Consider the following 20,117-nt stretch of genomic DNA (forward strand, 5'->3'; position numbering starts at 1 on the left):
TTGCGCTGACCACCAACCACCTCGAGCCGGACGCCAAGCCGGCTCGCAGGTGACGCGGGGCGGCTTGCGGAAAGGAAGCCACCCGATGTCGTTCACCGCAGCTCCCGCGGATTCCGCCGATTCACTCCAGCTGCTGGACAACCAACGGACCACGCACGTCAGCCCACTGCTGTCACCCGCATTGCTGCGCGAGGAACACCCGATGGACGCCGCGGTCGCCAAGACCGTCGCCCAGGGCCGCGCCGACACCGTCGATATCCTCAACGGGAAGGACGGTCGGCTGCTCGTCGTGGCGGGACCGTGTTCGGTACACGACCCCGAGGCCGCCCTCGACTACGCGCGCCGGCTCGCCGAGCACGCCGGGGAGCTGCGCGACCAGCTGCACATCGTGATGCGGGTGTACTTCGAGAAGCCGCGCACCACGCTGGGCTGGAAGGGACTCATCAACGATCCGGACCTCGACGGCAGCTTCGCGGTCAACAAGGGCCTTCGCCTGGCCCGGCGGCTGCTGCTCGAGGTCTCGGCGCTCGGCCTTCCCGTCGGCTGCGAGTTCCTCGACCCGATCACGCCGCAGTACATTTCGGACACTGTGAGCTGGGGCTCCATCGGCGCGCGCACCGCGGCGAGCCAGGTGCACCGGCAACTGTGCAGCGCGTTGTCGATGCCGGTGGGGATCAAGAACTCCACCGAGGGCGATGTCCAGGTCGCCGTGGACGCCACGCGCGCGGCGGCGGCGAGCCACGTGTTCCCCGGCATCAACGCCGACGGTCTCGCGGCGCTGTTCACCACCGCGGGCAACCCCGACTGCCATGTCATCCTGCGCGGCAGCGCCACGGGACCGAACTACGACGCGGCCACGGTGGCCGACACGCTCGGCAGGTTGCGCAAGGCCGGGCTACCGGAGCGCGTCATCATCGACGCCAGCCACGGCAACAGCGGCAAGGACCACCACCGGCAAGCGGCCGTCGTCGGTGAGCTGGCCACACGCATCGGTGCGGGTGAGCGCGGGATCACCGGGCTGATGCTGGAGAGCTTCCTCGCCGGCGGACGCCAGGATCTCACCCTCGGCAAGGCCGGCGAGCTGACCTACGGGCAGAGCATCACCGACGCCTGCGTCGACTGGTCCACCACGGCTGCCCTCCTCGACGACCTCGCCGCCGCCGTCCGCTCCCGCTGAAAACCTCCCCCAAGGCCACCTTGGTCGCGTTGAACGGAGACGCTGCGCGTCGCAGTATCTGACCTAGGTGGCCTTGGGGACCACTGGGACCACTCAACTCAGGTGGCGGGGAAACCTCGGCGCTTACGGGCTTCCTCGATGACCTTCCACCGCTCCAGGTTGTGGCGGGCGTCGGCGAGCGCGTCGTGCGCATCGGCCGGGGGCGCGGGCAGCCTCGGCTTGCCGACGTCCTCCCAGCGCTGCCGCAGATCGCGGGTGAAGCGCGGCAGCTGGCGCGGCAGGTCGGGCATCGGCCCCCACAGCTGGGCGAGCGCGACGTGGTCGTAAGCGGCGAACCACGCCCACAGCTCGATCCCGCCGGCCGGACTGCCGAAGAAGTCGAGCAGATCGTGGCGGATCCGCTCCCGGCTGCGCCACGCGCGATCGCCCGGCGAGGGCAGCTTGTCCAGTACGTTCTCCCGCACCCACGGGCCTGCCTTGCCGGGATCGAACTCCGTCGACACGGCATAGAACTCGCGGCCACGCGCGTCTACGACACCGATCGACACCAGGTCGATCGTCACGCCGTCCTCAATGAACTCGGTGTCGTAGAAGAATCGCACCGCCGCACGGTACTCGACCGCTTAGCCGGCCTTGCTCTCCGGGAGCCGCGCCGCGTCCCGAGCACTGGGCTGCGCCGGCACGGCCGGGCGCAGGCCCGCGGCCTCGGCGGCGAGCAGCTCCTTGGCCTTCGCCGCGTAGATGTCGACGTACTCCTGACCGGACAGCTCCATCAGGGCGTACATGATCTCGTCGGTGATCGACCGCTCGACGAACCGGTCACCCGACAGGCCCTCGTACCTGGAGAAGTCCAGCGGCTTGCCGAACCGCACCTCGAGCCGCCGCGGGCGCCACATCTTGGAGCCGATCGGGTTCACCTTGTCGGTGCCGACCATCGCGACCGGGATCACCGGCACCGCGGCCTCCAGCGCGATCCGGGCGACACCGGTCTTGCCCTTGTAGAGCCTGCCATCGGGCGAGCGGGTGCCCTCGGGGTAGATGCCCAGCAGCCGTCCCTCGCCTACCAGCCGGGTGGCGGTGTCGAGCGCGGCCTGCGCCGCCGAGCCACCGGACCGGTCGATCGGGAACTGCCCGACACCGGTGAAGAACCACTTCTTCAGCCGGCCTTTGACGCCTGGCTCGGTGAAGTACTCCTGCTTCGCGGGGAAGGTCACCCGGCGCTGAACGTAGAGCGGCATGAAGAACGAGTCGGCGACGGCGAGGTGGTTGCTGGCGAGAATGGCACCACCGGTGGCCGGGATGTTCTCCTGACCGCTGACCTTGGTGGGCCAGAAGAGACGCAACAATGGACCGAGCAGTACGTACTTCATGAGGCGATACAGCACCGCGTCACGTCCTCCTCCGACCGAACCGGCACAACCACGGCAGATCAAAGCGTACGAACCCGCACTGGCGAGGCACAACTCGCTGCGGCCACTGGCGTGGGCCCCGCGATCGATCTCACAGCGAAACCACTCGCCCACGGCCACCCTCGCCCATGGGAACATGGGACGACGAAGCTCGACGGGAGGGCGATCGAGCATGCCTGTGCTCGCCGGCGCGGAGCCGTTCTCGCACACCGCCTCGACTGAGGTCGGTGTGCTCCTGTGCCACGGGTTCACCGGATCACCGGCGAGCATGCGTCCCTGGGGGCGCTACCTCGCCGACCTCGGCCACACGGTTCGCTGCCCGCGGCTGCCCGGCCACGGCACGACGTGGCAGGAGTGCAACCGGACCCGCTGGACCAACTGGTACGACTGCGTGCACACCGAGTTCGAGACGCTGGCGCGCAGCTGCGAATCGGTGTTCGTGTTCGGGCTGTCCATGGGTGGCACGCTCAGCCTGCGGCTGGCTCAGCAGCTCGGCGACGCCGTCGCCGGGCTCGCGCTGGTCAACCCCTCGGTGCTGACGTTGCGCAAGGACGCCCGCCTGCTTCCCGTGCTGGGCAGGGTGCTGCCGTCGGTGAAGGGAGTGGGTGGCGACATCGCCAAGCCGGGCGTCATCGAGCCGGCCTACGCACGGACACCGGTGCGGGCCGCGGCGAGCCTGAGCCGGCTGTGGAAGCTGGTCCGCGAGGACCTGTACAAGGTGACGCAGCCGATGTTGCTGATGCACTCGGTGGTCGATCACGTTGTGGAGCCGGTGAACTCACGCGTCATCGCCGAGGGGGTCCGGAGCACGCAGCTCACCGAGGTGCTGCTGTACGACAGCTACCACGTGGCGACACTGGACAACGACGCGCCGCTCATCTTCGAACGCAGTGCCGAGTTCGTGCGATCGGTCAGGCAGGTGGCGGCGTGACCAGGCCGACGGGCTCCGACGGACCGGAGGACGTGGACGCGACGTTCGAGGAGATCGTCGCGGATCTGCGTGCGGAGGGCTTCGGCGAGCCGGCGGAAACCGAACCGGAGCCGGAGCCACAGCCGAAGCGGGAGCCGCGCCGCGCCGCCGCGACGGACGAGAGCGCACCCGCCGAGCCCGGCTGGCGCGAGGGCGGCGCCGGCTGGGACGACACGATGTTCGCTCCCGATCCGGCAGGCGACGACGAGCACTACGTCCCGCCCGAGCCGCCACCGCTGCCCCGTCCTCGCAAAGGCGCCTTCGTGGTGCTGCTGTTCTTCGTTGTCGGGCTCCTGCTGCTCATCGCGCCACGGCTGATCGGGCTGTCCAGCACGATCGCCACCCCGCTTGGCATGCTCGCGCTCGCCACCGGAATCGGACTGCTCCTGCTCCGGGTCAAGCAAGGACCACCCGACGGCGCCGATCCGACCAACGGCGCCCAGGTCTGAACGGCGTCAGTCGCAGGCGTCCAGTAGCTGCCACAGTGCCGCAGGCCCGAGGAGACCGGCACCCTCGGCGCGGACCCGCTCGCGCAGCACCCGGTCGGCGGTGACCACGACGACATGGTCGCGGGGACGGCGCTCGCGCAGCTGCCGCACGGTCGTGACGATCGCGCTGTCGCCGTCCTGTTGCGCGGTCACCACCTCCACCTGGTCGGCCCCGTCCGTTCCGCGGGCCTGCCCTTCGACCACGAGCACGACACGGGGCCACCACAGCCACCGGCCGTCCTGGGGCAGGCCGACATCGGCGCCGGGAACCCCGGCCCCGGCGAGGGTGGCGAGGCGATCACGCAACCGCACGGCCGCGGCGGCCCGGTCACGCCACCAGCCGTCGGGACGTGCGCCCATGACGTTCGCCGCGTCCACCACCAGCACGAGCTGGCGATCGAGCTGCGCACGCAGGGCAGGCCAGGCGGCCGCGAAGTCCCGGTGCAGCGGATAGTTCTCGACCTCGTCGGGGGTGACCCAGTCCAGTGCGGTGCTCTCCGCGTTGGCAACCCTGGGCCGCACCGTGCCCAGCACGGTCGCCAGCACCGTTGTGTAGCTCCACGCACCGTGGTCCTCCGCGCGGGCCGCCAGTGCCCGGATCGCCCCCGCGGGCACCGCCGTCTCCTCCTCGGTCTCCCGGGCGGCCGCCTGGGCAGGGGTCTCGCCGGTGCGCACCGCACCGCCGGGCAACGCCCAGGTCTCGCCGTGGTGGGTCCAGCCCGCCCTGTGCTGTAGCAGCACGCCCCGACCCGGGTCGGTCAGCAGCAGCCCGGCGGCGCCGTGCAGCCCCCAGTGCTGCTCGCCGCAGATGCAACTGATGAACCCGTCGCCGTCACCGAGAAGCATCCGGCCAGCTTAATCAACTGGTGTGGTGGATTTCTCCCTCGCGAGCGTCGCCGCTCCCACGAACGCCGCCTCGTCACCGAGCTGTGCGGTCCTGATCCGCGCGAGCGGGCGGTGACCGGCACCGGTGACGGCGTGCGCGTAGTGCTCGCGGGCCTCGTCGAGGAACAACGGCGCCGATTCCGACACCCCACCGCCGATCACGATCACCTCGGGGTCGTAGACGTCGGCGACCAGCGCCAGCCCCTCACCGAGCCACCGGGCCAGCTCCGCCATGGCCAGCTGCGCCACGGGGTCGCCATCGCGCGCGGCACCTGCCACCCGCCTGCCGGTGACCGAGCCGGGATCGTCTGCGATCTCCCTGGTGAGCACCGTGGAGCGACCGGGGTGCCGGGCCAGCAGCTCGATCGCGGTCGCCGCGAGAGCGGTGCCGCTGCAGTAACGTTCCCAGCACCCGTACTTGCCGCACGGGCAGGCGCGGCCGCCCGGCACAACGCACAGGTGCCCCAGCTCAGGGGCGACTCCGTGGGCCCCGCGGAAGATGCGGCCGTCCAGCAGCAGCCCGGCGCCGATCCCCGTGCCGATGGCCACCAGCGTGACGACCTGAGCGCCCCGTGCGGCACCGAACCGGTGCTCGGCGACGGTGGCGGCGTTGGCGTCGTGTTCCAATGTCACCGGTAGGCCCACCCGCTTGGCGATCCGGTCGGCGACCGGTGCCTGCCGCCACGCCAGGTGCGGTGCGAACATCACCGAGCGGCGGTCCGGCCGCACGAAGGCCGCGACAGCGAGCCCGACGGCACTCACCTCGTGCCGGTTGCGCAGTTCCTCCACCACGCCGGCGATCGCGTCCTCGAGTGCGACCTCGTCCTGTGGCGTGCCCACCCGCGCGGTGTCCAGCACGGCGCCCTGCCCGTCCACGACACCGGCTCGCACGCTCGTGCCACCGACGTCGACGCCGATCGCCAGCATCTACTGCTCCCACTGCTCCCACTGCTCCCTGGGGCGCACGGCGACACGCTGCACCCGGGGTTCCGCGCCGTTAGCCGCGGGCTCCTGCCGTCGCACGGGCTGGAAGCCGGGCATGTGCATCCCGTCCTCCGGCTGCCACCTGTCGGCGAGCACCGCACGCAGCAGTGCGATCAGTTGTGCCGCCTGCTCCAGTACCCGGGCCGCCAGTTCCGGGCGCTCGCCGCGCACCACGGCAACGACCGCGCACAGCGGGCACCAGCCGCAGCCGCCCTGCGCCTCGGCGTGCTCGGGCCCCTCGCCGTCGCCGTGGCCCGCAGCCAGCACGGTCTCCAGCCACGGCGCGGCGCGGTCGATGACGAGGTCCACGAGCAGCCGGATCTCCTCGGCGAGCTTTGCGCCGTCGTCGTTGCCGCTCATTCAGGTCCTTTCCAGCTGCACCACGAGGCCCTGTGAGTCGGATTCGGCCCCGGCGATCCGGCACTGCCGCAGCGGTCCGGGCAGCGCGACGAGCCGCCGGAAACCGTCCACTGTGATCGCGAGGTCGTCGTCGACGCGAGCCAGCTCCACCGCGGCGTTTCTGGTCAGTGGCAACGCAACCCGCAGTTGGTAACCATGGTCCACTTCGGACACCTGCAGCAGCGGGACGAGGTTCTGTCCCGCTCCGGCGAGCGGGCCGGTGCTGCCGTAGAGCTCATCAGCGATCTCCAGCAACGCCGGCAGCCCGACGGGTTCGCTGGCGCGGTGCTCGACCGAGCGGAGCATGCCGTCGACGAGGCCGGCGCGGCGCAGTTCGGCCAGTACCTCGTCCTGCTCAGCGCGGCGGGTACGCAACCACGACGCCGCCGCCCCGCGCCACAGCCCCGGCGCGGGCATCAGCCGGTTGGCGATCAGGCCGTCCACCCGGATTCCGCGCAGTGCCAGCGAGGTCAGCATGCGCCGGGTCTCGGCGACGACCACGCGCTCGGGTGTCAGCACGAGCCGCACGCGGGTGGTCTCCGGATCGGTCAGCAGAGCGCGCAGCGACTCGAGATGCCCGGTGAGCCGCGTGATGGACCTCGCCAGCGACGAGAGCCTGCTCGCACGGCCGTACATGCGGGCGAGATAGCCGGACACCGCCTCGGGCAGTGCCAGCAGGCGCAGGGTCTCCGCGGTCGGGCCGCAGTCGACGAGCACGGCCTCCCACGGCCCCGTCTCGGCGAGCCGCCGCACCTCGGTGAGCGCGAGCAGCTCGTCGACACCCGGCAGCACGGTGAGCTCCTCGGCGTCGAGGGCGTCGAGCCCCGCACCGGTGACGAGTGCGGACCGCAACCGGCCGCGTAGCGTGTGCCAGGTGCTGTCGGCGAGCGCGCGCGCGTCGATCTGCACGCCGTGCAGGCAGGTGTCCAGCTCGGTCGGATCAGCGCCGAGCGGCCTGCCGAAGGCGTCGCCGAGCGAGTGCGCGGGATCGGTGGACACCACGAGTGTCTTGCTGCCCCGGCCGGCGAGCGCGGCGGCGCTCGCAGCGGCGAGGGTCGTCTTGCCGACGCCCCCCTTGCCGGTGAACAGCAGTACCCGCAAGCTCAGACCTTGTCCTCGACACGGCGCTTGAGCTCCTTCAGCGCGGTGTCCATGATCATCTTTTCCGCTTTGCGGCGCAGCAGGCCGATCATCGGCAGTACGAGCTCCACCGCCAGCGTGTAGGTGACCTTCGTGTGATCGCCCTCGGGGTGAAGCTGGTACCGGCCGTTCTGCGCCTTCTGCATCTGCCCGCGGACCAGCCGCCAGCTCACCGAGAGGCCGTCGTCGGCCCAGTCGTACTCCAGGGTGTAGATGTCCTTGACCGGCCCCGAGTCGAGGGTGAACTTGACCTGCCGGGCCCGGCCGGAGCCGTCGACACCGAGCACCTCCGTCTCCTGGACCGCCTTGGCCCACTCCGGATAGGCGGGGAGGTCGGCGATGACGGCCATGATCTGCTCCGGCCGGGCCTCGACCTCGATGGATTGCGTGGACTGCTCCGCCATGCCGCTGAGCGTAGCGGTCCGCGTGCTCACCAGCGCAGCACGTACGGGCGTGCCGTCTGTTTGAAATGGCCCACGTTGCGGCATTCGGTCCGGCCGGAGCGCGAGCGGGCCGCCAGTGGCTGGTGGACGTGCCCGAACAGCGACCAGCGCGGCTGCTCGCCGTGGATCAGCTCCAGCAGAGCAGACGACCCGATCTCGGCCCGCCGCGCGACGACGTCGTAGGTCAGCTCCGGCAGCGCAGGCGGCACGTGGCTGCACAGCACGTCGATGCCGCTCAGCGTAGCCACGGCCGCGTCGAACTCCTCCCGCGCACGCAGGTAGGGCCGCCAGATCCCGCCGCGGCGCGGCACCACCCCGTCCGGCAGCAACCCACCGCCGACGAAACCGAAGCGCAGTCCGCCGATCTCCACGACCCGGCCGTCGACGAGCCGGACCCCCGGCCCCACGAACTCCGGCCACAACCCCGGTGCGTCGACATTGCCCGGTAACGCGTACGTCGGTGCTGTCAGTGCGCCGAACAGCGTGGCGTACTGCTCGCGGATGGCCTCGTCGACCGCGGCGGCGGGATTGCTCAGCGTCGCCCACAGTGACCGGGAGAAAGCCACCGTCTCGGCCCGCGAGCCCTCGCGGCGCAACCGCGCGAAGGTGCTCACCTGCTCGGCGCCGAACAACGTGCCCAGAATGCCGTTGCCGTGCTCGTGGTAGTCGACGAAGTCGATCAGGTCACCGAGCACGACCAGCGCATCGGCGCCATCTCCGGCTCTGGCCAGTGCATCGGCGTTGCCGTGCACGTCGGACACGACATGTACCCGCACGCGGCCAGCTTAGAGCTCATCCCGTGTGCGGCGGCACGCCCGGTTCCCGGCCGTCCTCGAGCACCTGCTTGAGCTCCAGCGCGATCGCCTTGGCGGCGCGAGCACGGCGATCGAACTCGCGGCGCAGCTCCCGCGGGCGTAGCGGGTGCGCGGGAGCCGGCGTCGCGCGCAGGAAGTAGTGCAGCAGCGTGCCGTCCAGGACGGGCTCGAGCCAGACCTCCATCGTGCCGACCAGTGCACCGCGCACGGTCCAGCGCAGACCCTGGTCACCGCGGTCGGTATAGACTTCCAGCACCAGGTCCGGCCAGTATTTGGCCCACGAACGAGGGTCCGCGAACGCCGCGGCGACCGTGCTCGGGGGCACCACGAGGAACGTTTCGTCAACGATGTCCAGCGCGGGTGCGTTCTCGGAGGCCAACACTGGTGCAGAATGACATGCTCAGCAGATCGGGCTGCCTCGCCCATGGTCAACCGAGCGACTAGCCGCTAGGTTGACCGGCGAAGAGCGCAGCGGACACGGAGGTTGACGTGCGCGAGTACAGCGCCCCCGCTCAGCGTGCGGTCGCCGACGACGAGAACATGTCGGACGTCGTGTGGGCCAACGCCGAGCGGTTCGGGGACACGGTGAGTTTCCGTCGCCAGCTGGACGGCTCCTGGCGGGACGTGACCGCACGCGACTTCGCCGCCGAGGTGCTCGCGGTCACCAAGGGCCTGGTCAAGGCCGGGATCCAGCACGGCGACCGGGTCGGCCTCATGTCGAAGACCCGGTACGAGTGGACACTGATCGACTTCGCGATCTGGGCCGCTGGTGCCGTGACCGTCCCCATCTACGAGACCTCGTCGGCAGAACAGGTCCACTGGATCCTGTCGGACTCCGGCGCCAAGGCCTTGTTCGTCGAGACCGCCGCGCACAGTGCGACCCTCGCCGAGGTCCGCGACCGCCTGCCCGCGCTGGAGCACGCGTGGCAGATCGACGGCGACGAGGCCGCGATCGCCGAGCTCACGACACTCGGCGCGGAGCTGCCCGACGACGAGATACACACCCGCCGCCGGGCGGTGCGGGCGGGTGAGCTCGCCACGATCGTCTACACCTCGGGCACCACCGGCCGCCCGAAGGGGGTCGAGCTGACCCACCGCAACCTACTGGCCGAGGTACGTGCGGACATCGACGCCTTCCCGCAGCTGATGGCCAAGGGCAACTCGCTGCTGGTGTTCCTGCCGCTGGCGCACATCCTGGCGCGCGCGATCGCGCTCACGGCGTTCACGTCACGGGCCACGCTCGGGCACACCGCCGACATCAAGGACCTCGTCGCCGACCTCGGCACGTTCCGGCCGACGTTCGTCGTGGCGGTGCCGCGCGTGTTCGAGAAGGTCTACAACGGTGCGAAGCTCAAGGCCCACTCCACGGGCAAGGGCAAGATCTTCGACGCGGCCGAGGCCACCGCGGTCGCCTACAGCGAGGCCACGGACGCCGGCGGCCCCGGGCTGGGACTGCGGCTCAAGCACGCGGTGTTCGACAGGCTGGTCTACACCAAGCTGCGGGCCGCGCTGGGTGGCCGGTGCATTGCCGCCGTGTCCGGTGGCGCGCCGCTGGGCACCAGGCTCGCACACTTCTTCCGCGGCATCGGCGTGCCGGTGTTCGAGGGCTACGGACTCACCGAGACCTCGGCGGCGGCGAACGTCAACACCGAGACCGCGTTCAAGGTCGGCACGGTGGGCAAGCCGGTGGCCGGGACGTCGGTGCGCATTGCCGATGACGGCGAGGTGCTGCTCAAGGGCGACGTGGTGTTCGGCGCCTACTGGAACAACGAGCAGGCCACCGCGGAGTCGCTCGAGGACGGCTGGTTCCGCACCGGCGACCTCGGCGAGCTCGACGACCAGGGCTTCCTCAAGATCACCGGCCGGAAGAAGGAGATCATCGTCACGGCGGGCGGCAAGAACGTGGCGCCGTCCCTGCTGGAAGACGCGCTCAAGGCCAGCCCGTTGATCAGTCAGGCCATGGTGGTCGGCGATCAGCGGCCGTTCATCGGTGTGCTGGTGACGATCGATGAGGAGTTCTTCCCGACCTGGAAGTCGCAGCAGGGCAAACCGGCGAACGCGACGGTGTCCGAGCTGGCGAACGACCCCGACCTGCGGGCCGCGGTCCAGGAGGCGATCGACGCGGCCAACAAGCACGTGTCCCATGCGGAGTCGATCAGGAAGTTCACCATCCTGCCGAGTGACTTCACCGAGGCGGGCGGCGAGATCACCCCAAGCCTGAAGCTCAAGCGCAACGTGGTGAGCAAGACCTACGCCGGCGCGATCGACTCCCTTTACGCGGGGTGAGGCGGCTGCGGCAGCGTGGCCTCGATGCCCGCGATGACGCGGTCGAGTGACCGTTCGAAGCGAATATCGGGATCGACGTGCGGCGTCTTCGCCTCGATGACGACGCGGGAGAAGTAGGGGTAGTCCCCGCTGCGGATCACGGACTCGACGTACGGCCCCATCGAGCGCTGCACCTCGGCCTCGTCGACGCTGCCGAAGTACTCGCAGACGGCGAGCTCGTTGCGCACGAAACCGTCGACCCAGGTGTTGACCATCCCGATGGTCTCGAACATCTCGTCGATGCTGAGGCCCAGACCGTCCATGATGGACATCGCGCGTTCGAAACCGCGCAGCATGTTCGGCCCGAACGCGGGCCGCCCGGCCCAGACGGTGGACAGCCACGGGTGGGCCAGCACCGCGACCCGGTGTCCCCGGATGATCGTGCGCAGATCCTCCCGCCAGTCACCGGACAGCTCCGGCCAGTTCGCGCGCCCGAGCATCCGGTCGGCCATCAGCTCGACGAGACCCTCCTTGCTGTCGACGTAGCGGTACAGGCTCATCGCGCCCGTGCCGAGCCTGGCGGCGACCTTGCGCATCGACACGGCGTCGATGCCCTGCTCGTCGGCGATGTCGATGCCCGCATCGGCGATCTGGTCGCGACTGTAGGCCGGCGCCGGTCCACGCGAGCGGACCGGCTCGGGGTCCCACACCCGCATCCGCGCCCTCAGTGGCGACTCGCGACGCTGTGCCACGCGTTCTCCTTCCGCGTAATCTCGTTGCGTACGATGTACTCGGTTGTGTACGGTCGCTGCTGCGTACATCGTACTCACTTACTTAAGGGGATTCCATGGGACAACATGCGGGCGACGCTGTCGTCGTCGCCGAAGGTCTGCGCAAAAGATTCGGGGAGACGCAGGCACTCGACGGGCTCGACCTCACCGTGCCGACGGGCACGGTCTACGGCCTGCTGGGCCCGAACGGCGCGGGCAAGAGCACATCGGTCCGCGTCTTCGCCACACTCACCAAACCCGATGAGGGCCGGGCCACGGTCGCCGGGCACGACGTCGTGCGCGAGGCACCCGCCGTGCGCCGCCGGATCGGCCTCGCGGGGCAGCATGCGGCACTCGACGAGGACCTCACCGGCAGGGAGAACCTGCGCATCTTCGGCAGGCTCTTCCACCTCAGCCCAGCGCGTGCTCGCGCCAGGGCCGACGAGCTGCTCGAAAGGTTCAGCCTCGCCCACGCGGCGGACCGGCTGGTGAAGACCTACTCCGGCGGGATGCGCCGCAGGCTCGACCTGATCTCGAGTCTCATCGTCTCCCCCACCGTGCTGTTCCTCGACGAACCGACGACGGGGCTGGATCCGCGCAGCCGCAACGAGATCTGGGACACCGTGCGCGAACTGGTGGCGCAGGGCACGACGGTGCTGCTCACCACGCAGTACCTCGACGAGGCCGACCAGCTCGCCCAGCACATCGCGGTGATCGACACCGGAAAGGTGATCGCGTCGGGCACACCGGACGAGCTGAAGGCGAAGATCGGCGGCCGCATCGACGTCGTGGTCAGCGACGCCACCGAGCTGCCCGATGCCGCGCGGGCCCTCGGCGCACTCGCCGGAAGCGGCGCCGCACCGGACATCGACGAGGACACCAAGCTGCTGAGCGTCCCGGTCGGCCTGGACTCCCTTGCCCTGCCCGAGATCGTGCGCCAGCTCGACCAGGCCGGGGTGAAGGCGTTGGACGTCGGGATCCGGCGGCCGACCCTCGACGAGGTGTTCCTGACGCTGACCGGCAAGCCCACCACCACCGAGGAGACCGCCCGATGACCGCCACCGCCGTGCCGCTGCGCACCGGCCTCGCCGACGGGCTCACCATCATGAGCAGGAACCTGCTCAAACTCAAGCACCACCCGGGCCAGATCGCCGCGACGTTCGCCTTCCCGCTGGTCTCGGTCGTGCTGTTCGGCTACGTGTTCGGCAGCGCCATCCCCATTCCCGGCGGCGGAAACTACCGCGAGTACCTCATGCCGGGGTTGTTCGTCATGGGCACCGTGTTCGGCCTCATGGGGTCGATGACGGTGATCGCCAAGGACAACGGCCTCGGTGTGATGGACCGGTACCGGTCGATGCCGATGGCCCGCTCAGCCGTCCCGTTCGGACAGACGGCGGCCGACCTCATCGTCGCGACCGGCAGCCTGGTCATCATGGCGGCCTGCGGGCTCCTGTTCGGCTGGCGGGCACACAACGGCATTGGTGCGACCGTCGGCGCGTTCGGCTTGTTGTTGCTGCTGCAGTACGCCATCTCCTGGATCGGCGTCTTCCTCGGTGCGCTGGCCAAGAACGAGGAGACCGCCGCCCGCATCGGCCCGCTGATCTTCCCGATCACGATGATCTCCAACGTCTTCGTTCCGACCGAGGGCATGCCCGCGGTGCTGCAGACGATCGCGGATTGGAACCCGGTCAGCGCGGCCACGATGGCGTGCCGGGAACTGTTCGGCAACCCGGGCATCCCGACGGGCGACCTGGCCTGGCCGCTGGCCAACCCGGTGCTGGCCACCGCCGGGTGGTGCGTCGTGCTGCTGGCGATCTTCGTGCCGCTGTCCGTGCGGCGGTTCAAGACCGCCGGTCTGTGAGTGCGGGCTTGCCCTTCCCAGCGTCGTCGACGGGGAAGGGCAAGCCCCGCGCTCAGCCCGCTTGGATCAACGGCACGACCGGAGACTGCGTCTCCGACAGCGGCAGCTGGTACCGCTGCGTCAGATAGGACGCGATCTCGTGGAACAGCGGAGCCGCCGAACTGCCCGCAGGCAGCGTGGTTTCCGGAGCGTCCAGCCGGATGCCCACCACGAAACGCGGATTGTCCGCGGGCAGGATGCCGGCGAAGGTGATGTTGTACAGGTGGTTGCTGTACGCCCCGGTCGCCGGGTCGACCTGCTGGCCGGTGCCCGTCTTGCCGGAGATCTGGTAGCCCTCCAGCGCGGCGGCGGGCGCGGTGCCCCTGTAGTTGCTGTTCCCGTCCTGGGTGACCGCGCGGAGCATGTCCTTGACCGTGTTCGCGGTCTTGGCGTCGGTGACGCGCGTCGACTTCGACGCGGGCTCGGTAACCCGGGTGCCGTCCGGCGTGATCTTCCCGCTCACGATCCGCGGTTCCACCCGCACACCGCCGTTGGCGATGGCCTGGTACATGCTCGCCATCTGCACGACCGTCATCGACAGGCCCTGCCCGATCGGCAGGTTGCCGAACGTGGTGCCGGACCACTGGCTGCGCGGTGGCACGTAGCCGGGGCTTTCACCAGGCAGGCCGAGTCCGGTTCGCTTGCCGAGCCCGAACCTCTGCAGCATGTCCAGGTAGCGGTCGGGACCCAGTTCCTCCGCGAGCATCAGCGTGCCCACATTGGACGATTTGGCGAAGATGCCGGTGACGGTGAACGGCTGTGTCCCGTGTTGCCACGCATCGTGCACGACGTGGTCGGCCACCTCGATCCTGCCGGGCACCTGCAACACCGTGTCGGGCTCGGCGATGCCGGCCTCGATCGCCGCCGTCGCGGTCACGATCTTGTTGACCGACCCCGGCTCGTACGGTGTGCTCACCGCGGTGTTGTTCATCAGCTCCGGATCGAGGTTGCCGGAGTTCGGGTCGAAGGTCTTGTCGTTGGCCAGGGCGTAGATCTCGCCGGTCTTGGCATCCATGATCACGGCGCTGCCGCCCTTGGCGCGTGACTCGGCGACGTAGTCCGCCAGCTGCTCCTGCAGGAAGTACTGCACGTCCGAGTCGATGGTCAGCTCCAGGTCCGATCCTGGCGTGGCCGGCTGCAGATCGCGCTCGGTACCGGGGATCACGACGTTGTCGTTGCCCTGCGCGGTATCCACGATCTGGCGGCCGGGTGTGCCTGCCAGATCGTTGTCCCGCATGCTTTCCAGCCCGGCAAGACCGTGGATGTTGTGGTTGGAGACGTCCGGATCGTCGGTACGCCAGTTCGCGTAACCCACGATGTTCGACGCGAGCTCGCCGCCCGGGTACTCCCGCTTGGCGCGCTTCTCATAGCCGACCTCGGGATACCTGGCCTTGATCTCATCGGCGACGGACGGCTCGACCCCATCGACCAGATACGTGAAACTGCCCTTCTTGTTGAAGTCGGCCAACAGTTCCGCTTCGGTGACCTTGCCGGGCAACTTGCCCGCGATGTACTTCGCGATCTCCGCGGAACGGGTAGCGTAGTTCTGCCCCGATTCCGGGTTCTCGCGCGCGAAGTCGTTCCACGTCTTCCGCATCAGCCGCAGGTTCACCCACAGCATCCGCGTCTCGACACTGAACGCCAGCTCCGCGCCGTTGCGGTCCACAATGGACCCACGCTGCGCGGGGATGTCGATGGTCGTGGTGCGCTGCCGCTCGGCCTTGGCGGACAGTGCTTCCGCCTGGAAACCCTGAACCTGCACCAGCTTCAGTCCTGCCGCCACCAAAAGCACGACGAGGAAGATCCGGCCGACCGCGAAGCGGCCCCGGTTGCCGCTGTCGATCGAGGCCGCGCCCCCTCGGCGCGCCCGGGCCGAGTAGGTACGGCGAGTGCCGCCGCCTGCTCTGCCGCCGCGTCGCGATCGTGCCTGACCTGGCATCAGTCCCCTCCGGTCGTCCCCTGCTCCTGCCCCTGCGCACCGGCGTCGTCCCCGTGCCGCTGCTGCTCGTCCTGCCCCTGCGCGTCAGCGCCGTCCCCGGGCTGCCGCTGCTGTTGTTCTCGTTGCTGTTGCTGTTGGTCCCGGTCACCCGGCTGCGGATCCGGCTTGGGTGGCGGTGCCGCGGCGGCGGCCCGGGTGGGCTCGCCGACCACGGTGACCGAACCTTCGCCGTCCACCACGAGACGTGCCGGGTTCCCGCCGGGCACCATGCCGAGTGCCTTGGCCCGCTCTGCCAGCTCCGACGGCGACTCCGCCGTCGCGACCTCACGCTGCAGGTGCTCGGCACGCTCGGCGAGGTTCGCGTTGTTCTGCCGGAGCTCCTCCAGCCGGTAGGAGTCGGCGATCGCCTGCGTGGACAGCCACAGGGTGGTGGCAACACCGGCGGCCAGGAGCGACATCAGCAACAGCACGAACGAGGTGCGGGAACGCGGCCAGCGCAACCATACCTTGACGGGCGCAGGACGCGGCTCGGCACTCGGGCCGAGCGTGCCTACGCGCTGGGCCCGGCGCGCGTAGGCACGCTCGGCCGCGGAGCTACGCCGCCGCGGCGCGCCGGTGATCTCGGGCGCCTGCGGCGCCGCCGTGCCGGCTGCCCGAGCCCGCTGCCGGGTACGGGGAGCCCTCGGCCGGGGCTCGGACTGGGTGCGTGTGCGTGCGGGCGCAGTCATCAGGCAGCCGCTCCAATCCGTTCGGCAGCGCGAAGCCGTACCGAGCTCGCGCGTGGGTTGTCCTCGATCTCCTGCTCGTTTGCCTTCTCGGCGCCCCGGACCAGCAGGCGTAGCTCAGGGCCGTGACCTGGCAGTTCCACCGGCAGGCCTTCCGGGGTGCGCGAGGTCGCCCGCTCGGCGAACGCGCGCTTGACGATGCGGTCCTCGAGCGAGTGGTAGGACTCGACGACGATCCGGCCACCGACGGCGAGCAGATCGATCGCGGCGGGCACGGCGGCCCGCAGTGTCTCCAGCTCGCCGTTGACCTCGATGCGCAATGCCTGGAACGTGCGCTTCGCCGGGTGTCCCCCGGTGCGCCTGCTCGGTGCGGGCACCGTCGCGTACAGCAGGCGGACCAGCCGCTCGCTGCGGTCGAACGGCTGCTTCTCCCGCTCGGCGGCCACCGCCTTGGCGATGCGCTGGGCGAACCGCTCCTCGCCGTAGTCCCGGAGGATGCGGCTGAGGTCGGTCACCGAGTAGGTGTTGAGCACGTCGGCCGCGGTGATCCCGGCAGTGGGGTCCATACGCATGTCGAGTGGGGCGTCCCGGGAGTACGCGAAGCCCCGCTCGGCGAGGTCCAGCTGCATCGACGAGACACCGAGGTCCATCAGCACACCGTCCACAGCGGACAACCCGAGACCGGCCACCACCTCCGGCATGCGGTCGTACACCGCATGCACGAGCTGGACGCGGTCACCATGGCGGGCGAGTCGCTCGCGGGAACGCTCGAGCGCGTTCGGGTCGCGGTCGAGTCCGATGAGACGCAGTGCGGGGTGCGCGCTGAGCAGCGCATCGGCATGCCCACCCAGGCCGAGTGTGGCGTCCACCAGTACCGCCTCCCGGCCGGAGAGCGCCGGTGCGAACAGTTCGAGCACCCGGTCGAGCAGGACAGGCAGGTGCGCGCTGCCGTCGTTCATGGCCGCGACCCCTTTCGCCCTCACCTACCCTGTTCACCGTCGGTTGTGGATGCCCTCAGGTTGCGGACCTGATACCGGGGAAGGTGCATCAGGGCCGCAGCCTGAACACATCCACAGTGGAACCTCGTCGTTCCTCCGTACAGCCCGATCACACGGCCCGTGCCACGACGGCGCGAGCGTCCTGCGATCTGACCGCTAGAAAACACCGGGCAAGATCTCCTCTTGCGCCTTCGCGTAGCTGTCCTCGTGCTCCTCCAGGTAGCCCTGCCACGCCTGGGCGTCCCAGATCTCCAGCCTGGTGATCGCGCCGATCACCACACACTCCTTGTTGAGCCCTGCATAGCGCCGCAGCTCCGCCGCGATCGCGATGCGTCCCTGCCCGTCAGGCCGTTGCTCGTCGGTGCCGGCGAACAAGTACCGCTGGTAGGCACGCACCGATTCGTTCGTGAACGGCGCCTCGGCGACCTTGCGGGCCATCTGCTCGAACTCCGCACGCGGGAAGACGTAAAGGCAGTGATCCTGCCCCTTGGTGATCATCAGCCCACCCGCCAGCGCGTCCCGGAACTTCGCGGGCAGCGTGAGCCGCCCCTTGTCGTCCAGCTTCGGGGTGTGGGTGCCGAGAAACATCGGCTACCACCTCCCCTACCGACCAGCGCCGGGATCCTGTCACCCGGATCCCCCGCCGTGATCGGCTACGGAGCTCCCTTCCGCCCCACTGGCCACCACCGTACCCCACTTTTCACCACAGTCAACGCCATAACAGCCCGATCGGGCGGCCGCGTTTAGCATTTACGCAGGTCAGAAGGGCGGGGTCGGAGTGGGGCGCGGTGGGGAGAGATCGCCGCCGCGGGTGATGCCGATCCGGCGGGTGCGCCAGGAAACGACTCCGGCAGGGCACGTGCGCCCGCAGCGGGCCGCCGGGGTGGGGAAAGGTGGGGCGGCGCGGAGTCAGTCCCCGGCGAGGTCGGCCAAGCGCGCGGCGAGCCGGTGCCGGTCGACGGGAGCCACACTCATCCAGCGCTCACCGCCCCGGCCGGGTGCCACCGCGCCGAGGTAGGCGCCGACGTCGGTGACGAACCAGCTGAGGCCACCGAGCCTGCGCAGCCGCATCCCGTCACGCACGCGCACCGAGAACTGCCCGGCACCGAGAACGGGGCGGGCCGCGATCGCGAGCGCCTCACGGACCTGCTGCTCGTAGGACCGCGATCCCCGCGTCGTCGCGTCGCCGTACACCGGGTCCTCCGGCCCGCCGCCTGCCAGCAGCGACGCAGGCAGGCTCATGCCGTAGCCGGGACCCGGCTCGAGTTCCGGCAGCACACCCACGGCCGCGTCGAACACCTCGCCCGCGGAGACGGCCGCCAGGCCGATCGTCTGCCGTGGTTGCACCGCCAGCACGGCCTCCCGGCCGAGGACGGCGACGACAGCCCGCACCGGCTCCGCATCGCTCAGGTCCACCATGGCCTCGCACTCGACGTACAGCGACGCACCGGCCAGCAGGTCCAGCCGGGCCCGCAGGTCGGCATCCACCACACCGCCGGCGAACAGTCCTCGCTCGGCGAGGTTGTCGTAGACGGCGTGCCGGATCGAGCTGCGGTCGGCGCCGGTCTCCCCCACGCTGGGAACGTGCAGCGGTGCGGGTGGACGGCCGTGGCCGAGATCGGACCACAGGATGTCGAAGCCCGATGCCGACACCCGGATCACATCGGGACCGGCCTTCCGCGGTGGCCAGGGGACGGTTGCGGGCTCGCCGCGGTCAGCGGTGGTGGCGTGGCGAACGTAGCCGCGGGCACAGCCGCCCGCAGCGCCGCGTCGCGGCCGTACATGACGTCGATGGCCTGCTGCCGGGCGGCTTCGGCCTCCTCCCGCCGCACGGCAAGCGCATCGGACAACCTGGCCAGCAACCCGATGTCCCCACTACTCGCGGCGTCCCTGATGATCCCGGCGGGATCGAACGGCACCGGCTCGGGCATCTCGGCACGCGCCCTGGCAGCCGCCTCGGCCTGGTGGGCGACAGCGTCGCCGAGCCCGGCCGAGACCTCGGCGACCTCGTGTGCCCAGCGCACCGCCTCGCCCAGCACACCACGCAGCGCGTCACCGGCCGGACCACGCCACACGTCCGCACTGTCGCCGGCCACGCCGGCCAGCGCCTCGCCTGCCTGCCGCAGCTTCGTGGCGAGATCTGTCCATTCCCGACTGATCTCCCCCGCGGCGGCTGGTTCGTTTCCGGACGCGACATCGGCCCGCATCGCCTCGTGGCTGTACCACTCGTAGCGACGGTCATTGGTCGGGATTGGACGATCACTCATCGGACACTCCCGGGAGGTCGGGTTCGATCAGTTCGGCCACAGTGGCTGCCCGGCTGCAGGCCGCCTCGGTGCCGGTGAAGTCTGCATTGACGACGTCGACGTGCACACTCGCGCCCGCGCCGATGCCGAGCAGTACGGCGCAGCTGCCGTCGTCGGCCGCGGGATCCGCGACCCGCAGCGCCTCGTGCTCGCCAATGCGAGCCGGCTCGGCCGCGTCCTGTTCGACCCGCAGGTCGGCGAGCCCGGAGCTCTCGTCGATCGTGATCGTGATCCCGAACGAGCCCGGCTCCGTGTAGTCGCAGGCCGAAGCCCCACCGATCGACGTCGGCTCCCCCGGCGTGGTCAGGCCGGCGGCCGACCGCTCGGCAGGCGACAACAGTCCACATGGGTCGAGCCCGGCGGATTCGCTCGGCGACACATCAGGTGTCGTGATGGCCGGTGCCGGGAGCAGCGCGTCGGAGCGCGCGGGCTCACCCTGGGACCGGCCACATGCGGTGGCCGCCAGCAGCAGCACCGGCACGAGAAGTCCCAACCAGCGCATCG

23 protein-coding genes are annotated in these 20,117 nt (G+C 70.2%); 6 read left to right on the forward strand and 17 right to left on the reverse strand.

Annotation, left to right across the window (positions count from 1 at the left end; translation table 11 throughout):
* The first annotated feature begins 85 nt into the window (after window positions 1-85).
* Window positions 86-1,177: a 3-deoxy-7-phosphoheptulonate synthase gene (locus ABZ863_RS19915; protein ID WP_358537623.1), complete on the forward strand. Its 1,092-nt coding sequence runs from the start codon at window positions 86-88 to the stop codon at window positions 1,175-1,177.
* 98 nt (window positions 1,178-1,275) lie between these two features.
* Here ABZ863_RS19915 and ABZ863_RS19920 read toward each other — a convergent pair whose 3' ends face one another.
* Together ABZ863_RS19920 and ABZ863_RS19925 are read right to left on the reverse strand one after the other, a co-directional pair.
* A complete protein-coding gene (locus tag ABZ863_RS19920) occupies window positions 1,276-1,779 on the reverse strand; it encodes a polyadenylate-specific 3'-exoribonuclease AS (protein ID WP_358537626.1) in 504 nt (167 codons plus the stop codon).
* A 21-nt stretch (window positions 1,780-1,800) separates the two neighbouring features.
* Complete coding sequence (locus ABZ863_RS19925) at window positions 1,801-2,562, reverse strand: lysophospholipid acyltransferase family protein (protein WP_358537628.1); 762 nt, start codon at window positions 2,560-2,562, stop codon at window positions 1,801-1,803.
* 196 nt (window positions 2,563-2,758) lie between these two features.
* Between ABZ863_RS19925 and ABZ863_RS19930 the strand changes: the two genes are divergently transcribed.
* Together ABZ863_RS19930 and ABZ863_RS19935 are read left to right on the forward strand one after the other, a co-directional pair.
* The gene (locus ABZ863_RS19930) at window positions 2,759-3,517 is read left to right on the forward strand and encodes an alpha/beta fold hydrolase (RefSeq protein ID WP_358537630.1); all 759 of its coding nucleotides are present in this window, start codon (window positions 2,759-2,761) and stop codon (window positions 3,515-3,517) included.
* Complete coding sequence (locus ABZ863_RS19935) at window positions 3,514-4,005, forward strand: hypothetical protein (protein WP_358537632.1); 492 nt, start codon at window positions 3,514-3,516, stop codon at window positions 4,003-4,005. The genes ABZ863_RS19930 and ABZ863_RS19935 overlap by 4 nt, the downstream gene beginning before the upstream one ends.
* Window positions 4,006-4,011: 6 nt before the next feature.
* Here the strand turns inward: ABZ863_RS19935 and ABZ863_RS19940 are convergent, their stop codons facing one another.
* From ABZ863_RS19940 to ABZ863_RS19970, 7 genes are read right to left on the reverse strand one after another with little or no spacing between them, the layout of a single operon-like run.
* Complete coding sequence (locus ABZ863_RS19940; protein WP_358537634.1) at window positions 4,012-4,890, reverse strand: NYN domain-containing protein; 879 nt, start codon at window positions 4,888-4,890, stop codon at window positions 4,012-4,014.
* Between the two features lie 9 nt (window positions 4,891-4,899).
* Entirely contained in the window at window positions 4,900-5,856 is a 957-nt protein-coding gene (locus ABZ863_RS19945; RefSeq protein ID WP_358537637.1) for an ROK family protein, read from the reverse strand.
* Window positions 5,857-6,273 (reverse strand): hypothetical protein, encoded by a 417-nt coding sequence (locus ABZ863_RS19950; RefSeq protein WP_358537639.1) that lies wholly within the window; start codon window positions 6,271-6,273, stop codon window positions 5,857-5,859.
* Entirely contained in the window at window positions 6,274-7,413 is a 1,140-nt protein-coding gene (locus ABZ863_RS19955) for a TRC40/GET3/ArsA family transport-energizing ATPase (protein ID WP_358537641.1), read from the reverse strand.
* Between the two features lie 2 nt (window positions 7,414-7,415).
* Entirely contained in the window at window positions 7,416-7,856 is a 441-nt protein-coding gene (locus ABZ863_RS19960) for an SRPBCC family protein (protein ID WP_358537644.1), read from the reverse strand.
* A 26-nt stretch (window positions 7,857-7,882) separates the two neighbouring features.
* A complete protein-coding gene (locus ABZ863_RS19965; protein ID WP_358537646.1) occupies window positions 7,883-8,671 on the reverse strand; it encodes a metallophosphoesterase in 789 nt (262 codons plus the stop codon).
* Between the two features lie 16 nt (window positions 8,672-8,687).
* A complete protein-coding gene (locus tag ABZ863_RS19970) occupies window positions 8,688-9,092 on the reverse strand; it encodes a polyketide cyclase / dehydrase and lipid transport (protein WP_358537648.1) in 405 nt (134 codons plus the stop codon).
* Window positions 9,093-9,199: 107 nt separating this feature from the next.
* Between ABZ863_RS19970 and ABZ863_RS19975 the strand changes: the two genes are divergently transcribed.
* Window positions 9,200-10,996: an AMP-dependent synthetase/ligase gene (locus tag ABZ863_RS19975; RefSeq protein ID WP_358537651.1), complete on the forward strand. Its 1,797-nt coding sequence runs from the start codon at window positions 9,200-9,202 to the stop codon at window positions 10,994-10,996.
* On the opposite strand, the gene ABZ863_RS19980 is transcribed toward ABZ863_RS19975, so the two are convergent.
* Window positions 10,984-11,727: a TetR/AcrR family transcriptional regulator gene (locus ABZ863_RS19980; RefSeq protein ID WP_358537653.1), complete on the reverse strand. Its 744-nt coding sequence runs from the start codon at window positions 11,725-11,727 to the stop codon at window positions 10,984-10,986. The two genes, ABZ863_RS19975 and ABZ863_RS19980, sit on opposite strands and share 13 nt — an antisense overlap.
* A 95-nt stretch (window positions 11,728-11,822) precedes the next feature.
* Between ABZ863_RS19980 and ABZ863_RS19985 the strand changes: the two genes are divergently transcribed.
* Together ABZ863_RS19985 and ABZ863_RS19990 are read left to right on the forward strand one after the other, a co-directional pair.
* Window positions 11,823-12,800, forward strand: a complete 978-nt coding sequence (locus ABZ863_RS19985; protein ID WP_358537656.1) for an ATP-binding cassette domain-containing protein — start codon at window positions 11,823-11,825, stop codon at window positions 12,798-12,800.
* Window positions 12,797-13,606, forward strand: a complete 810-nt coding sequence (locus ABZ863_RS19990) for an ABC transporter permease (protein ID WP_358537658.1) — start codon at window positions 12,797-12,799, stop codon at window positions 13,604-13,606. Before ABZ863_RS19985 ends, ABZ863_RS19990 begins: the two co-directional genes overlap by 4 nt.
* A 52-nt stretch (window positions 13,607-13,658) precedes the next feature.
* Here the strand turns inward: ABZ863_RS19990 and ABZ863_RS19995 are convergent, their stop codons facing one another.
* The 7 genes from ABZ863_RS19995 to ABZ863_RS20025 form a co-directional block, all read right to left on the reverse strand.
* A complete protein-coding gene (locus ABZ863_RS19995; RefSeq protein WP_358537660.1) occupies window positions 13,659-15,584 on the reverse strand; it encodes a penicillin-binding protein 2 in 1,926 nt (641 codons plus the stop codon).
* Window positions 15,584-16,312, reverse strand: a complete 729-nt coding sequence (locus ABZ863_RS20000) for a septum formation initiator (RefSeq protein ID WP_358537662.1) — start codon at window positions 16,310-16,312, stop codon at window positions 15,584-15,586. The genes ABZ863_RS19995 and ABZ863_RS20000 overlap by 1 nt, the downstream gene beginning before the upstream one ends.
* Window positions 16,312-17,268, reverse strand: a complete 957-nt coding sequence (gene rsmH, locus ABZ863_RS20005) for a 16S rRNA (cytosine(1402)-N(4))-methyltransferase RsmH (protein ID WP_358537664.1) — start codon at window positions 17,266-17,268, stop codon at window positions 16,312-16,314. The genes ABZ863_RS20000 and rsmH overlap by 1 nt, the downstream gene beginning before the upstream one ends.
* 195 nt (window positions 17,269-17,463) lie before the next feature.
* Window positions 17,464-17,895 carry a division/cell wall cluster transcriptional repressor MraZ gene (mraZ, locus tag ABZ863_RS20010; protein ID WP_358537666.1) on the reverse strand — a complete coding sequence of 144 codons (432 nt, stop codon included), beginning with the start codon at window positions 17,893-17,895 and terminating at the stop codon, window positions 17,464-17,466.
* 321 nt (window positions 17,896-18,216) lie between these two features.
* Entirely contained in the window at window positions 18,217-18,969 is a 753-nt protein-coding gene (locus ABZ863_RS20015; RefSeq protein ID WP_358537668.1) for an ESX secretion-associated protein EspG, read from the reverse strand.
* Window positions 18,966-19,574 carry a PE-PGRS family protein gene (locus ABZ863_RS20020; protein ID WP_358537670.1) on the reverse strand — a complete coding sequence of 203 codons (609 nt, stop codon included), beginning with the start codon at window positions 19,572-19,574 and terminating at the stop codon, window positions 18,966-18,968. Before ABZ863_RS20020 ends, ABZ863_RS20015 begins: the two co-directional genes overlap by 4 nt.
* A complete protein-coding gene (locus ABZ863_RS20025; RefSeq protein ID WP_358537672.1) occupies window positions 19,567-20,115 on the reverse strand; it encodes a DUF3558 family protein in 549 nt (182 codons plus the stop codon). The genes ABZ863_RS20020 and ABZ863_RS20025 overlap by 8 nt, the downstream gene beginning before the upstream one ends.
* Window positions 20,116-20,117: the final 2 nt, after the last annotated feature.

Origin of the sequence: Saccharomonospora sp. NPDC046836 (assembly GCF_040645195.1) — a bacterium.
In the GTDB taxonomy this organism is placed as follows: Bacteria; Actinomycetota; Actinomycetes; order Mycobacteriales; family Pseudonocardiaceae; genus Prauserella_A.